This window comes from Oscillospiraceae bacterium (assembly GCA_015065085.1).
In the GTDB taxonomy this organism is placed as follows: domain Bacteria; phylum Bacillota; class Clostridia; order Oscillospirales; family SIG627; genus SIG627.
In genome coordinates, this window is record SVQW01000001.1 from 185,728 (window position 1) to 201,176 (window position 15,449).

A 15,449-nucleotide genomic window follows, 5' to 3' on the forward strand; every position below is an offset into this window, starting at 1 on the left:
TATAAAAAATAATTAAGGAGACCGATATGAAAGTATACGGACATCGCGGTGCACTTACACTTGCTCCCGAAAACACACTCGAATCCTACAAGAAAGCATTTGAAAGCGGATGCCACGGCATAGAGCTTGACGTTCATCTTACAGCGGATGGCGAAGTTGCGGTTATACATAATTTTAACACCGAACAGGCTTGCGGAAAACATCTTGTTATAAGGGAATCTACAATGGCACAGCTAAAGGAGCTTGATGTTGTGTATGATTTCGGCGACAAGTTCAAGGGGCTTAAGATTCCCACACTTGAAGAAGTTTATGAATTTATGAAGGATTACCCGGAAAAGGATGTTATCGTCGAAACCAAGGGTGATGAAATAGGTGCCCCGCTTCTTGAAAGGGTAGTGGAGATTACCAAAAAGTACAGAATGACACACCGCGTTATTTTTTCTACCGCACGCGACTCAACATTCAAATGGTTCAATGAAAAACACCCCGATTTACCTGTTTCCATGCTTCCGCAAACTTATGATGATGCGGATATTTCAAACGCTCTTTCCTGCGCAGGATGTGTTGCGGTTTCGCCTTATTTTGGAGCTGTCGATGATAGCTTTGTGAAAAAATCTCACGACAATAATTTTAACGTTGTTCCCTGGACGGTAAATGATAACGATACCTTAAAAAGGCTTGTTGCATTGGGGGTAGATGGGGTTATTACCAATTGCCCTGCGCTTATAATGGAAGAACTGAATAAATAATTAAAAGCGCTTGTGAAGTTTATTCACAAGCGCTTTTGGTTTACGTATTATTGCTTAAAAAATCTTTCAGTCCCGTGTATCTTTCTGAGTGCCGGTTATTATCCACCATGTGCTGTATTATACCACGTTCGCCTACAAGTATAACCATGTTCTGTGCACGTGTTATGGCGGTATACAGCAGATTGCGCGTCTGAAGCATGGGTGCTGTTGCACATACCGGCATTATTACCACGGGGTACTCACTGCCCTGGCTCTTATGAACTGTTATGGCGTAAGCATGCTCCAATTCTTCCAGCATATCAAAATCATACCTTGCGATTCTGCCGTCAAAATTTATTCTCAGATATTCCTCTTCGGTGTCAATTTCTTCAATCGTTCCGATGTCGCCGTTAAAGATTCCCATTCCGTCTATGTCGTTTCCGACCGTGTCGTTTTTGTACCACTCTATATCGTAATTGTTGCGTATCTGAATAACCTTGTCTCCTTCGCGGAAAATAACATCTCTTGTCGCATGCTCCGAAAGTTCGGGAGACGGTGGATTGAGAACCGATTGGAGAACAGTGTTCAGCGAATTGGTTCCGGCAGGCCCCTTTCTTGTGGAGGTAATGACCTGAATTTTGTTTTTGATGCTGTCACCATATGTGCGCGGAAGCCGTGTGCTTATAAGCTGTGCAATGGTTTTCACACTGCTTTCCGCATCGTTTCGCGCCAGAAAAAAGAAATCTCCGCTTTTCTGATCAATGTCGGGATGCTCTCCACGGTTGATTTTGTGGGCGTTTGTTATTATCAGACTTTCTTTTGCCTGCCTGAATATCTGATTAAGTGAGCACACCGCAAATCTCCGGCTCTTAATAATATCATTCAAGACCTCTCCGGCTCCTACACTTGGCAGCTGGTCGCTGTCTCCTATGAGTATAAGTCGCGCACCGGGCTTTATTGCTTTGAGCAATGCTGTTAGCAGGAAAATGTCAATCATGGAGGCTTCGTCTATGATAATTACATCTTGCTCCAGAAGATTGTTCTCGTTTCTGAAAAATCGCATCGTATCTTCACCGCTTTCGGAGGAAAACTCTATTTCGAGAAGACGGTGTACGGTTTTTGCCTCAACGCTGTTTGCTTCCGACATACGCTTGGCAGCACGTCCGGTAGGGGCGGCAAGCGCAATTTTCAGACCCAAGCGGTCGAATATGCGCATAACCGCTTTTATTATTGTGGTTTTCCCCGTTCCCGGTCCACCTGTAATAACAGAAACAGCATTTTTGATTGCGTTTTTGATTGCTTCTTTTTGCGCATCGGCATATACAATGCCTTCTTCGCGCTGAGTTGCTTCTATAACCTCGTCAACACTTTCCACTGTGTGGATGAGATTTATCTTTGACAGCATACTAAGCTTCATTGCACTGTACTTTTCTGCATTGTAGGAGCTGGGGAGATATACTTTGGTACCATTTGCAATTATCAGGCTACCCTTTGTTTCCATGTCGGTTATGACATCGACCGCATCGTTTTCGCTTACTCCGATAAGCTTTGATGTGGCTTCGGTAAGCTTATTTTTCGGAAGATATACATGACCGTTTGATGCCGCGTTGAATGATAAAATATATTTGACTGCAGCGGCGATTCTGTTTCGGGAATTCATGTCATAGCCGATTGAAAGCGCCAACTTGTCCGCACGTTCAAACCCTATACCGTCGATGCTTGTGCAGAGAATATAGGGGTTTTCTTTAACAATGTCAACAGCACCGGGACCCAGCTTTTTATATATCGTGTTAGAAAGTGAAATGCCGAAAAAGTTCTGGAAGAAAAGAATGACCGCGCGCGAGCCGAACTGCTCTTTGAAATCATTGCTTATTTCCTGAGCACGCTTCATGGTGATTCCCTTTATATCCGCCAGAAGATGAGGGCTTGTTTCAATCACATCAAATGTGTCGTTACCGAACTCCTGTACTATTCTTGCGGCTGTTTTGGGGCCTATGCCTCGTATAATTCCGGAAGAAAGATACTGTTGGATGGCTCGTGAATCGGTAGGAAGCTTTTTTTCAAAATACTCAGCCTTGAATTGTTCACCGTAAGTTGGATGAACGGTAAAATTGCCTTTGAGAACAACATATTCTCCTTCGTTTACATACGGCATTATGCCGACAGCGGTATAGTTTTCGCCGTCGGCATCTATCAGACAAACGGTATATCCGTTATCGTCGTTGTGATATACAATTGTATCAACCGTACCTTGCAGAATCAGCAGGTCTTTTTCATTGTTGCTCATTTGGCTCTTTTTCATGTATTTCGGCAAATCCCGCATACCGCCCCAGATAACGTGTCAGATGGTTAGCTTCGTCATTGGAACAGGTGAGAATCGTTATTTTGTCAAATAAGAATTCCGCCGCGCGGCAGTTTAGAACGACCGAAAACGCTTTCAGTATTTTAAGTATTTCCTCATACGAGTAATCAGCGGATTGAATGATGACGGGAATGTGGCATTTTCTGCATACATATCTGAAATATTCCGTCAATTCAATACAAATGTAAACCATTCCGACTACCGCAAGAAATGACAGAATTATTTCCCCCGCTATAATAAGCTTTTCGCCCACAATATCACCTCCGTACAGGAAGTATATGCGGGCGAAGCTGTTGTTGTTAAAGCAATGCGTTTGCTATTTTGTCTGCAATGTCTGTTTCTTCCCACTTAACGCCCAAATCCTCGCGGCCCATGTGACCGTAAGAGGAAAGCTGTTTGTAAATGGGCTTTCTTAAATCGAATCTTTCAATGATTGCGGCGGGGGAGAGGTCGCACAGCGAACAGATTACTTGGGAAATTTTATCGTCCGTAACCTTTCCGGTTCCGAAGGTATCTACCATAACCGAAACAGGCTGTGCTACACCGATTGCATATGCGATCTGAATTTCACACTTGTCGGCAACACCCGAAGCAACCACGTTTTTTGCAAGGTATCTTGCGGCGTAAGCAGCACTGCGGTCAACCTTTGTGGGGTCCTTTCCGCTGAATGCTCCGCCACCGTGTCTGGAATATCCGCCGTAGGTGTCAACAATTATCTTTCTGCCCGTAAGACCGGAGTCGCCCTGAGGACCTCCGATGACAAAACGTCCGGTAGGGTTTATGTATATTTTTGTGTTTTCGTCCATGAGATTTGCGGGGATGACGGTTTTTATAACTTTTTCGGTTATATCCTTGCGGAGCTGCTCCGTTTCCACAACTGCATCGTGCTGCGTGGATATTACAACGGCATCAATGCGCACCGGCTTACCGTCAACGTATTCAGCCGTTACCTGCGATTTACCATCCGGTCTGAGATAACTCAGAATGCCGCTTTTTCTTACTTCAGTAAGCTTTTTTGCAAGCTTGTGAGCAAGAGAAATAGGCAGCGGCATAAGCTCGGGCGTTTCGTTGCAGGCATATCCGAACATCATACCCTGATCTCCGGCGCCCAATGTGTCAACACCCATTGCAATGTCAGGCGATTGCTCGTGTATAGTGTTGATAACTGCACAGGAATCGCAGTCGAAGCCGTATTTTGCACGGTCATAACCGATTTCACGTACCGTTTCACGCGCGATTGACTGGAAATCAACATAGCTTTCGGTAGTGATTTCGCCCATTATAAATATCATACCCGTAGTCGCGGTGGTCTCACAGGCCACACGTGCCATGGGGTCTTTTTCCAGAATGGCATCCAGAATGGCATCGGAAATTCTGTCACATATTTTGTCGGGATGTCCCTCGGTAACCGATTCCGAAGTGAAAAGCATTTTTGACATGATTTATACCTCTTGAATTTTTATACTTCTACTGTAACACGTAATTATATCACAATTTTTGATATTATTCAACACTAATTTGTAAAATCATAACGGATTTTCATTAAGTTCTTTGGCAATCTTCAAAAAATCCTGTGCCATATCTTCTTTTTTGCGCGGATCACGCAGCAAGGCTGCAGGGTGATATACAGCCATCATTTTAAACGAGCCTTTTTTAAACCATTTTCCGTGCTCGGCCGTTATCTTGAAATCCGGTTTGATAATTTTCATGGCTGAAATTCTACCCAGGCATACAATTACCTGCGGACGTATTACGGAAACCTGCTTGCGCAGAAATCCTATGCAAGCCTCTTCCTCAGACGGCAGAGGGTCACGGTTTTTGGGCGGTCTGCATTTCAGAATATTAGCTATGTAAACGCTGTCACGGTCAATTCCCGCAAATTCCAGATACTTATTGAGAAGCTGACCTGCGGCGCCTACAAACGGTATTCCCGAAAGATCCTCTTTTTCGCCGGGCGCTTCGCCTATAAACATAAGCTTTGCCTCGGGAGAGCCGACACCGAATACAGTGTTTGTCTTTGTTTTGTAAAGCTCGCAGGCTGTACAACCTTTACATTCTTCAAGCACTTGGTTTAAAAGCAGTTCGTTTGACATTTCAAATTCCTTTTCCGATTATTTTTTGTACGGCACAGGACTGAATTATCTTTTTGCAGTGTTCGTCCAGATACGCCGTTATGTATTTTGTTTTTATCCGATTGCCGAATTCCTCCCAGCGATGAAGATGGGCGGATGAAACGGTTGCTTTTTTTAAAAGCAATATAAAACATCCGTTTTTATCCTCGTAAAGCGCTGTGTCGGTATGCGGTTTGATTGAAACACAGGCGTCGTACAACTCACTAAAGTCATTGAAGCGAAATGCAGCATCTGTGCCGGATGCCCTTAAATCACGACGCGACGCACTGTATGCCGGAAGACGGTCGAAAGAAATATCATTTTTGCCTGTAAGCTTGGATACATACATTTCACATCCGCCGTCCGAAAGAGGGTATAGCTTTATGTATATTTTGTTTTTTGCCGCATCAAATCCGGTCTGATCTTTTGCACGGTCAAAAATTTCCCAAATGGCTTTGCGGGTTTTAGTGGTGTTGTAGTCTATCGTACGTAGCGTCAGATCAAGCTCCGAAAGGTCTTCCTTCGAAAGCGTGATTTTTATCTCATTCTCGTTAAGCTGCTGTAATTTCATGGCTGTGTGCTCCTGTCTTGAAATTTTGAGGTATGCTATATTATAATACACAAGCCGCTCAAAAGTAACTGATGAATTTATGGCACACAGGACATTTTTTTCCTCTGTGCATATTATATAACAAAACTTTCACGAATGCAATAGCTTCACAAAATAAATTCTACAATATATATGAAATTTTGCAGATTGTCAAACTTGTACAAGAAAAACAAAAATATTAATGCAAAATGACAAACGTGCTCATAAACGGTTGACATTTCTCGCGTTTTGTGGTATATTATATACAACAATGGTTGACTGTACATTTTTTCGGTCAACCGGAAAAAATTTTAAAGGAGAAACACATATGAACCGCAAACTCACATTTTTAACAGTGCTGATGGTTATCGTTGCAATTTTCGCGGTAACATCAATGGTTCTTGCTGACGAGCTTCTTCCCGTAAACATTACAGCAGAAGAAGTATATGTCGGAAGCGCAGATACCGTTCTTTCAGTAGAAGCTCCGGAGGAAGCCACTATCCAGTGGTTTAAAGAAGTATACGGAAGCGGCGTAACTGCACAGCCTATCGCAGGAGCTACAGCTGCTGACTATACCCTCACTGCAGACGATACTGCAAAAGTGGGTCTTAATCTTTTCTATGCAACAGTAAACGGCGCTAAGTCCGAACTTATCAAGATTACTGTTGTTAAGGCACCTTATGTATACACCAAGGATCCTGCAATTTTCCGCTTTGACAGTGAAACAAAGATGAACGACCATACCGGTAGCGCAGCGAATAGCGAAAAATCAATTGCGACATTGGATGACGGTAAAAAAGTTTTAATGGTTAAACATACCACCGGAAGTAATGACGTTAACGTTTATTTCACTAACCTTGCTGTCCCTGTAGCTGATTATAAAATCGCTGTTTACAAAGTTATGCCTATGATTGAAGGTAGCAGAAGCGTAGTTTTGTATCCCACCTACGATGATAAAAATGGAGCTTACAATCCCGGTAGCGGATATTTCCAAAAGAATCTTGGTTATACCGGCGCAAATGGTCAGTGGCAGTACATCGTAGATGAAGATATCAAACATCTTGACGGCGGTGTCATGAGTGACGGTTTCCCTAATGGTCCCGTTTTATTCAACGGCGGTCGTTTTGACTACTACAACGATTCTCCCGGAGTTGGCTCTGTAATGTACATTGAGAGCGTTATGTTCTTTGCAACTCAGCAGGACTGCGATGAATACATTGCAAAGGACAGCGCAAATAATGTACCGGAACAGCCCGACAACCTTGACATGGTTGCATGGGAATTCAAGAACGACCCTGCATTTGCGGCAACATTCCTTCCCGATACAGATGTTACCGACGGCGCAAATCTTAAGGCAGGTGTAAAGACAACCACTTCTCTGATGTCCAGAAATAAGTTCGACCTTGATATGTACTCCGTAGTAAAGGTTCTTGGCGCAGACGAAGGAACCGTAACATTCTTTGACGGAGAAACAGAGCTCGGTAAAATAAACCTTGCAGAGGGAAATGTTGCAAACTTCAGCAATAAAGCAGATTTCCCCAACTGGAAGGGTGAATTTACCAATCTCAAGATCGAAGCAAGCCAGGACATGACAGTAACAGCGATTGCGTTCTTTGTAAGCGAAGAAAATGCAAAGCTTTACACAGCAAAGGCATATTTCTGTGACGAGTGCGGACAGGCACCTTGTGTTTGCCCCACAAAGCCTTTGAAGTATGAAGACGCAATTTGGTGGAACTTTGCAGATACCTGGACCACCGATAATATGTCTCCCGTTAACGCAAGTGTTGACTATGTTGGCGTAACCGACGAGGATATAGCACATGGAAAATACACTGCAAAAGCAGATGGAGAAATTAAGCTTGAATACAATGAAGTGAACATGAAAGCTGCGCATAAGCTTGACACAGCAGAGTATCCGTTCATAAAGATAGGATATAAGTACAGCGGTGCAGCTCCTGCCAAGGCATATATTAAATTCACAACTGATCGTAGTGCAGCAACTGTTAACTTTGATCTGGTAAAGACAGATGTAGATAACAAGGGCTATGATGTAATATCCCTGGATTTCTCTTCTCTTACCTCTCTCCAAGCAATAGATGATGCTGTAACTGATGAATTCCGCGGAGCGCTTGATAAATTTGAATTCGGAATAGTTGACGCCAAAGCAGGCGACGTGCTTGATATGGCGTACATACTCTTCTTCAAAGACGACGGACAGGCAAATGAATTCAAAGGCGAACAGAAGTTGCCTCCTCAGACCTTTATCCCTGCATCTTGGGCGGTAAAAGATACAATTAAGAATGAGTATGTAACTCTTGCTGATCTCGACATGACAGCTGATAATATTGAGTTCAAAATAGAAGATTATAGCCGAATCTCCAGAATCACTCTTAATGAGCTCAAGAAATATCACGCAAACAAAGTAATCAGCATACTTGGAAACGGCTATAAGTATCAGTTTAATACTAGCCATGTAAAGCCTGAACTTAAGACTTGGTACTATGACCTTGATGCATATTTTGCAGCAGGCTTCTCCGGTGACGTTTACCGTGAAACCATCAAGGAACTTATTACCGAAGGCGAATACATTGTAGGTGTACATTTCGTACATAAGTTCGTAAAGAACACCGACTTCCCGTTTGTTGGTAAGTTAATACTCGACATGCCCGAAGAGCTTGAAGGCAAGTATCTCGACGTATACAAGTATGATCCCAGAACCAACACGGTAGCAATTACCGAAAGAGCACCTGTAAAAGAAGGAAAAGTTTCTATCGGCACGCTCGGCGGTGATATCGCGATAGTAAACAGTGGCTATCAGCCTACTGCAGAAGAAATCGCACGTGCGGAAGCATATGAGACTTATGAAAACACCGCATGGGATGTTAAGCTGTATGACTTCGGTGCAGATGCCGACAGCAAGCTTACCTACAAGGCGAACAATGCAATAGTAGAAACCCTGACAGAAAACGGTGTCACCTTCAAGAGAGCAACCTCTGCCTCTACCACCAGAATTGAGTCGGTATTCACATTTACTGAAACCTTTGAAGCATCCGAATATCCTGTAATGGTAATCAAGTATAAGACCAGCGGCAACTACAGCACATCAGCTGCAAACTACGTTTCCACTGATTTCTATACAGCAGATACCACCAGAGGATATACTTGGCTCGGCGGCTACTCGTACTATAGCACAGGTTCCATATTCGAAAAGAGCACCGGCTGGAAGACCAGGGTGATCAATTACACCAACCTTGAAAGCATGAAAGCATCCGGACTTGGAGTAAGCGAAGAATGGAATGAAGCTCCCGGTTCGAAGAGAAGTGGCGGACAGGCATTCCCGTTCAAGGGTAACATGGTTGCATACCGTCTTGACTTCAGCACAGGCGCAGCCGGAGTAAGCGTTGATATGGCATACATAGCATTCTTCAAGACAGAAGAAGAGGCTAGAAAGTATGTTGAAGCAAGAACCAAGATTGAAGAGTATGAAAACGCAGAAGCTAAAGCTGCAGAAGAAGCAGCTAAGGGACCCAAGCCCGCTTACATTGTTTTCGACTTCCTTGATAAGAACGAAACCGCAAAGTTTACACTGCATCCCGGTAGCGACTCTTTCCCTGTAAAGACTGAAACCAAGAACACAGCAGAAGGTTTCTGGTCCAAGGACGCAGACGGTGAGTACAACCTTACAAGAAGCCTTAGCGATGATGAGCAGTTCAGCCTCAAGGATTACCCTGTACTCAAGATAAAAGCTAAGCCCTCCATGTCTGGTGTAAACAGCCAGTTCTATGTATGGCAGGATAACCAGAGCGGTAACCCCAGAGTTGATTTCCCCTTTGCGACCGCAAATGAGTGGAATGAACTGATTCTCGATTACTCATCCGCTTCAATGGCAAGCGGAACATGGGACGGAACCCTGACCAAGTTCAGATTCGACCCCATGAGAACTGCAAAAGAAAGAGAAATCATAATCGAGTACATCGGATTCTTCGAATCTGTTGAAGCTGCGGAAGCATTCACAAGTGTTGCGGATGCAAAAGCGGCTGAAAAGGCAGCAGCTAAAAAGAAATAATCTGATAACAAAAAGAAGCAGGTCGTATGACCTGCTTCTTTTATATATTATCTGAATTTATTTAATTCACAAAACAACAGGCAGTTCATACGACCTGCCTGTTGTTTTGTGATTTTTGAGTGCAATTAATTAGTTATCCGTAAATATAGAGGGGGTTTCATCATTCGTTTCGTCTTTGGTATAATATGGATCTATCATATATTTTTTAATTCCGGGATACGCCGTATAGGCGCCTATGAACCCTAATAACGATGCTGTAAAAAGAAAGGGGAGTATTGCGCCCAATGGAGCAAAATAGCTTAAAACGAGGTAATTAATGATAAGTACTGCGACAACACCTAATACACCGACTATGTTTCGCTTAATGCACAAAAACGTAAAAATAAATGAATTCTTGATAATCTTGAATATGCTGAGTTTAAATGTTACAAGAATAATATACATGTAAAATCTCATTATGAAATAAACAAGCCCCAATAGCAGTGCTATCCAGAACATTACATCAGTCACGAAGCTTATGCCCGTGTTTTGAAGGAAAAAAATAATGTCATACACTATAACGGCACCGAAAGCAATATCAACGATTCCAAGCAGAATTGCCTGCAAAAAATTACGCTTAATTGTCGTTATATAATCGCTCCAAACATATGCATGATCCTCGCGTGCGTAATTCCTGAAAATATATGCCATTCCGCAGTTGGCAAGCCCGAAGGTTAGAACTATTAATATTCCTGCCCACATAAGCACCGCAGAAACAGTGCTGGGGTATGAGCTTTCCAACAATCTTCCATTGCGCTCAAAGCCCATCAGTGCCGCCGTTGCGGGCGTCATTCCCGTGTGCAGAACAACCGATTTGATTTGCTGATACATTGGACCTGCCGGTAGCTTGAACGGTATATTGAAATTTCCCGATAATCCGAGTAGAAAAGCAAAAAATGGAAAATTAAATAAAAAGTATAAAAGATTTACACTGCAAATTTTCCAAAATTTACGTATATAGATTTTAAAAAAGTTCCCGAAAGAGTAATCTTCTTTCACGGAGCTTTTTTTGACGCCCTTTCCGGGCTTGTTGTAATCCCATGCTTTAAAAATCTTTCCCATTTTAAAATCCTCTTAATTTAATTAAATTCTGTACATCAAGCATTGCGCCGCATCAAGTAAAAGTGCAGAAAAAGCAAATACCGTAAACCAAACTATGTATTTACCTACAAACACATAGTTGAGAGCATGTATAAAAGGCATTTGCGATGTGTATATCTTCACGGAAGATGAAGAAATATATGATAAATACCATATAAACATCCACATAGCGCAAATTCTGATAAATGTCATCGTGATTGCGAAAAAAACGCTGAAGTTGCTAAAGAATGCATATACATCAAGCGCCAGCACAAAGCCCTGAAAAACACTGCACGAAACGGAAATTACCGGAATATATATGGTCAGTCCCGAAAGAAAAACAAAGCATACGGGAATAATATCCCAAAGCCAAAACTTTAGAAGCGCGTCAAAAAAGCTTTGTTCACGGCTGCATGTACGTAGGGTGTGATTCATAAATCCGAATTCCGATGGCAGCAAAAGGCACAAAACAAATGCGATAACAAAAGTCGTGCAATTTATAACAAAAAATATACGGTATAATCTGAAAAAACCATTGTTGTTTCGAAAAGCCATTTCAACATCACCCGTTCAATTGTATGAAACGAGCGGATGAGTTATTCATTTGTCAGCTTCTTTCGGTTTCTTTTGCAATTTCTTCTGCACGGTCAGTGCATTTTTGCATAGCACGTTTTATAGTACCGCAAAAATCATCTGCTTCAAAACTTTGTAATGCCGCAAGTGTGGTACCGTTGGGGGAAGTGACCATTGCTATCAATTCATCAGGAGACATATTGCTTTGTTCCATCATTTTTGCAGAGCCGAGTATGGTTTTGATAACCAACGGTAATACATCATCGGTTATGCCTTGTTCTTTCGCACCGTCGCAAATAGCTTTTGCAAACAGATAAACATACGCTGGTGAAGAGCCGTTAACTGCTATAATGCGGTTCATCATATTTTCAGTCAGCCGTTTTGTAGCACCCATAGAAGCGAAAATATCACAAACACCGGTAAAAACTTCGTCCGAAACGAAATCGTTTGAGCACAATGCACTGGCACCCTCGCCGATAAGCAAAGGCGTGTTTGGCATTACGCGTACAACAGCAGCATTTACGCCAAGCATGTTGCAGATGTGTGTTGTTGAAATTCCGGCCGCGATTGAAACGAATGTTTTTTTTGCGATAATTTCCTTGGGAACGTCGTGTGAAATCTCTTGCAGAACGACATTATAAACTTGCGGCTTTACACACAAAAAAATCAAATCAGTCTTTTCACATATTTCTTTCGTGCTCTGAACAGGTGCAATGTCGAATTTATCGTATTTCGAGCTATCTTTGTCATATATAAGAATTTCATTCTTATTGTATAAATTCTTTTTGAGTACACCTGAAATAATGGCGCCCGCCATATTTCCGACACCAATGAAGCCAATCATTATAAATCTCCTAACATTTGCAGAAACTTTTCTTCGTTAATAACTTCAATGCCCAGTTCAGTTGCCTTTGTCAGCTTGGAACCGGCATTTTCGCCGCACAATACATATGTGGTCTTTTTTGAAACACTTGATGAAACCTTTCCGCCATTATCTGAAATCATTTTTTCAGCATCGCTGCGTTTAAGGGTCGGGAGCGTACCGGTTACAACAAAAACCATCCCTGCAAGCTTTTCTGAAGCAGAGGTGCTGATAAATTCGGTGTTCACTCCCAACAGTTTTAAATCCGAAATGGTTTTTATATTGTTTTCAACGTTGAAGAAATTAACAATATTCTGAGCGGTTATTTCACCAATATCTTCGATTTCGGTAAGCTGTTCGGCTGTGGCGGTCATAAATGCATCGATTGTTCTGAAGTGCTTTGCCAGAATTTGAGCAGCTTTTTCGCCAACTTGACGGATTCCTAATCCGAATAATAGCTTTGAAAGACAGTTGCCTTTGGAAATTTCAATTGCATTTACAAGGTTTTCTGCTGATTTTTTACCGAAACGATCTAATTCCGCAATGGCATTAACATCCAGTGTATATAGGTCGGTAATGCAGGAAATAATGCCTTTTTGACATAGAGTTATGACTACGGCCTCGCCCAAACCCTCAATATTCATGGCATCGCGGCTTGCAAAATGGATAATGTTTCTCATGAGCTGCGCCGGGCAAGAAGCATTTGTACAGCGTATCTGAGCTACCTCGGGATCAGAAAACACAGGCTGACCGCAAGACGGGCAAAGCTTCGGAAACTCAAACGGGGTGCTTTCGGAAGGACGTTTGTCTTTGTTTACACACAAAACCTCGGGAATAATTTCACCCGCTTTTCTGACACAAACCGTGTCACCTATGCGTATATCTTTTTCTCTGATAAAATCACGGTTGTGAAGTGTTGCACGGGACACGGTTGTGCCTGCAAGACGTACGGGTTCAAGAACGGCATTTGGCGTAAGGACACCGGTTCTGCCGACTTGAATGACAATATCAGTCAAAAGAGTTTCCTTTTCTTCCGGGGGATACTTGTATGCTGTCGCCCATTTCGGTGTATTTGTGAGCTCACCAAGCTCTTTTCTTAGTTCAAAATCATTTACCTTTATAACCGCACCGTCAATGTCGAAGGAGAGTTCGTCTCTTGTTTCACCTCTGAGCATAATGTCATTGTATACCTGTTCTGCATCCGAAAAAGTACGATACATGGGAGAAACCTTAAACCCCAACTCTTTGAGTGCTTGCAGTGATTGCGTGTGTGAGTCAAATTCAATCCCTTGATATGCTTCAACGTTAAAAACAAAAATATCAAGCTTTCTTTGTGCAGCAATCTTTGGGTCAAGCTGACGTAACGATCCTGCTGCGGCATTCCGCGGGTTGGCAAAAACCGTTTCGCCATTCAGCTCGCGTTGTTCATTCAGATTTTCAAATACATTCTTGGGCATGAAAACCTCTCCGCGCACTTCCAGACGTGGCACGGGTTTTGACAGAACCAGAGGAATAGATGGTATGGTTTTAAGGTTCTCGGTTATGTTTTCCCCGACCACTCCGTCTCCGCGAGTGGAACCGCGCACGAATATACCGTTTTCATATTCAAGCAACACTGAAAGCCCGTCGATTTTGTATTCAACAACAAGCTCGGGTGTGGAGTCATCCAGTTTAGATATAAAATCATTAAGCTCATCTTTTGAAAAAACATTTGACAGACTCAGCATAGGAACAGTATGGGTGACTTTTTCAAATTTGTCCAGCACTGCACCGCCCACACGCTTGGTAGGTGAGACAGGGGAGTCATATTCCGGGTGTAATTCCTCCAGCTTTTTCAGTTCACGAAACATCTTATCATATTCAAAATCAGATATTTCCGGTGAATCCTCAATATAATACTTTTTGCTGTGATATGTGAGTAATTCTCTTAATTCTTCAATTCTGGAAAGTGTATTGTCCATAATATTTCCACCGTTCATTATTCTTTGTTCAGTATAACATAAATTAGATTTTAATTCAACATTATTATATTAAATTTTTTACATATATTGCATTGTAAATTTGTCAAAATAGTGCTATACTATCCTAAACATAAAAAATTACGGAGTAACTATGCAACTATTATCAAAAAGAGATCTTCCGCTACGGCACGCAACAGCTCTTGCAATAGGAAATTTTGACGGTCTTCATATCGGTCATATGAAGCTTATGGATGAAATTTTGTTTCTGTCAAGACGCCATGAGCTAAAAAGTGTTGTCTGGACTTTCAACGAGCATCCGGAAAATATCATTTCCGGTAAATATGTCACGAAGAGTATAACTACTATTGATGAAAAGGTCGAACTTTTGTCTGAAAAAAAGGTTGATCTGATGTATATTGAGGATTTTCGTCTTGTGCGTGACTGTACACCGGAGGAGTTTGTAGATCGGATTCTCATCGAACAATTCAATGTCAAATTTGTGGTATGCGGATTCAATTTTCGATTTGGAAAGGGAAACAGCGCCGATGCAGAGTATCTTAAAGAGCGCCTTGCATTGCACGGCGTACAGACATGTATTATTTCACCGATAATATATGACGACAAGATTGTAAGCTCCACTTATATCCGTTCTCTTATCGAAAAAGGCGATATGGAGATGGTTGCCCGCCTTATGCGCAGGGAGTTTTATATAAACTTTCCGGTTGTTCAGGGCAGACATCTGGGACGCGAAATAGGTGTTCCAACAATAAATCAGGAGTTTCCGCCGGACCACATTATCCCAATGAAGGGAGTATATGCCTGTGCTGTTTACATTAATGGCGAACCGTATATCGCCGTCGCCAATGTAGGCACCAAGCCTACGGTAGAAGGAGATCACATTTCATGCGAAACACATATTCTGGACTTCTGCGGCGACCTTTACGGCAAGAACATAAAGGTTTGCTTTTTCAAACGACTTCGTGATGAAAAGAAATTTTCCTCACTCGAAGAACTTAAAGGTGTCATAAGAAATGATATAGACAGGACAAGAGAATATTTTAATCTTAAATTTTGAGGG

General features: G+C 42.3%; 12 protein-coding genes. 3 read left to right on the plus strand and 9 right to left on the minus strand.

Annotated features, from left to right (window positions below; genetic code table 11):
- The first annotated feature begins 26 nt into the window (after positions 1–26).
- Positions 27–749, plus strand: a complete 723-nt coding sequence (locus E7588_00920) for a hypothetical protein (GenBank protein MBE6687819.1) — start codon at positions 27–29, stop codon at positions 747–749.
- Positions 750–789: 40 nt separating this feature from the next.
- On the opposite strand, the gene E7588_00925 is transcribed toward E7588_00920, so the two are convergent.
- The 5 genes from E7588_00925 to E7588_00945 all read right to left on the minus strand — a co-directional run bounded on the left by E7588_00925 (position 790) and on the right by E7588_00945 (position 5,772).
- Complete coding sequence (locus E7588_00925) at positions 790–3,051, minus strand: ATP-dependent RecD-like DNA helicase (GenBank protein MBE6687820.1); 2,262 nt, start codon at positions 3,049–3,051, stop codon at positions 790–792.
- A complete protein-coding gene (locus tag E7588_00930; protein MBE6687821.1) occupies positions 3,002–3,343 on the minus strand; it encodes a hypothetical protein in 342 nt (113 codons plus the stop codon). The genes E7588_00925 and E7588_00930 overlap by 50 nt, the downstream gene beginning before the upstream one ends.
- 46 nt (positions 3,344–3,389) lie before the next feature.
- Positions 3,390–4,529 (minus strand): methionine adenosyltransferase, encoded by a 1,140-nt coding sequence (locus E7588_00935; protein ID MBE6687822.1) that lies wholly within the window; start codon positions 4,527–4,529, stop codon positions 3,390–3,392.
- Positions 4,530–4,616: 87 nt separating this feature from the next.
- Complete coding sequence (locus E7588_00940) at positions 4,617–5,183, minus strand: uracil-DNA glycosylase (GenBank protein MBE6687823.1); 567 nt, start codon at positions 5,181–5,183, stop codon at positions 4,617–4,619.
- A 1-nt stretch (position 5,184) separates the two neighbouring features.
- Positions 5,185–5,772, minus strand: a complete 588-nt coding sequence (locus tag E7588_00945) for an adaptor protein MecA (protein MBE6687824.1) — start codon at positions 5,770–5,772, stop codon at positions 5,185–5,187.
- Between the two features lie 346 nt (positions 5,773–6,118).
- Between E7588_00945 and E7588_00950 the strand changes: the two genes are divergently transcribed.
- Positions 6,119–9,856: a hypothetical protein gene (locus E7588_00950; protein ID MBE6687825.1), complete on the plus strand. Its 3,738-nt coding sequence runs from the start codon at positions 6,119–6,121 to the stop codon at positions 9,854–9,856.
- A 129-nt stretch (positions 9,857–9,985) separates the two neighbouring features.
- Here the strand turns inward: E7588_00950 and E7588_00955 are convergent, their stop codons facing one another.
- The 4 genes from E7588_00955 to ligA all read right to left on the minus strand — a co-directional run bounded on the left by E7588_00955 (position 9,986) and on the right by ligA (position 14,371).
- The gene (locus E7588_00955) at positions 9,986–10,957 is read right to left on the minus strand and encodes a DUF624 domain-containing protein (GenBank protein MBE6687826.1); all 972 of its coding nucleotides are present in this window, start codon (positions 10,955–10,957) and stop codon (positions 9,986–9,988) included.
- A gap of 21 nt (positions 10,958–10,978) precedes the next feature.
- Entirely contained in the window at positions 10,979–11,410 is a 432-nt protein-coding gene (locus tag E7588_00960) for a hypothetical protein (GenBank protein MBE6687827.1), read from the minus strand.
- A gap of 172 nt (positions 11,411–11,582) precedes the next feature.
- Positions 11,583–12,392, minus strand: a complete 810-nt coding sequence (proC, locus tag E7588_00965) for a pyrroline-5-carboxylate reductase (GenBank protein ID MBE6687828.1) — start codon at positions 12,390–12,392, stop codon at positions 11,583–11,585.
- Positions 12,392–14,371: an NAD-dependent DNA ligase LigA gene (gene ligA / locus E7588_00970; GenBank protein ID MBE6687829.1), complete on the minus strand. Its 1,980-nt coding sequence runs from the start codon at positions 14,369–14,371 to the stop codon at positions 12,392–12,394. The genes proC and ligA overlap by 1 nt, the downstream gene beginning before the upstream one ends.
- 151 nt (positions 14,372–14,522) lie before the next feature.
- On the opposite strand from ligA, the gene E7588_00975 reads away from it, so the two are divergent.
- The gene (locus E7588_00975; GenBank protein ID MBE6687830.1) at positions 14,523–15,446 is read left to right on the plus strand and encodes a bifunctional riboflavin kinase/FAD synthetase; all 924 of its coding nucleotides are present in this window, start codon (positions 14,523–14,525) and stop codon (positions 15,444–15,446) included.
- Positions 15,447–15,449 lie beyond the last annotated feature (3 nt).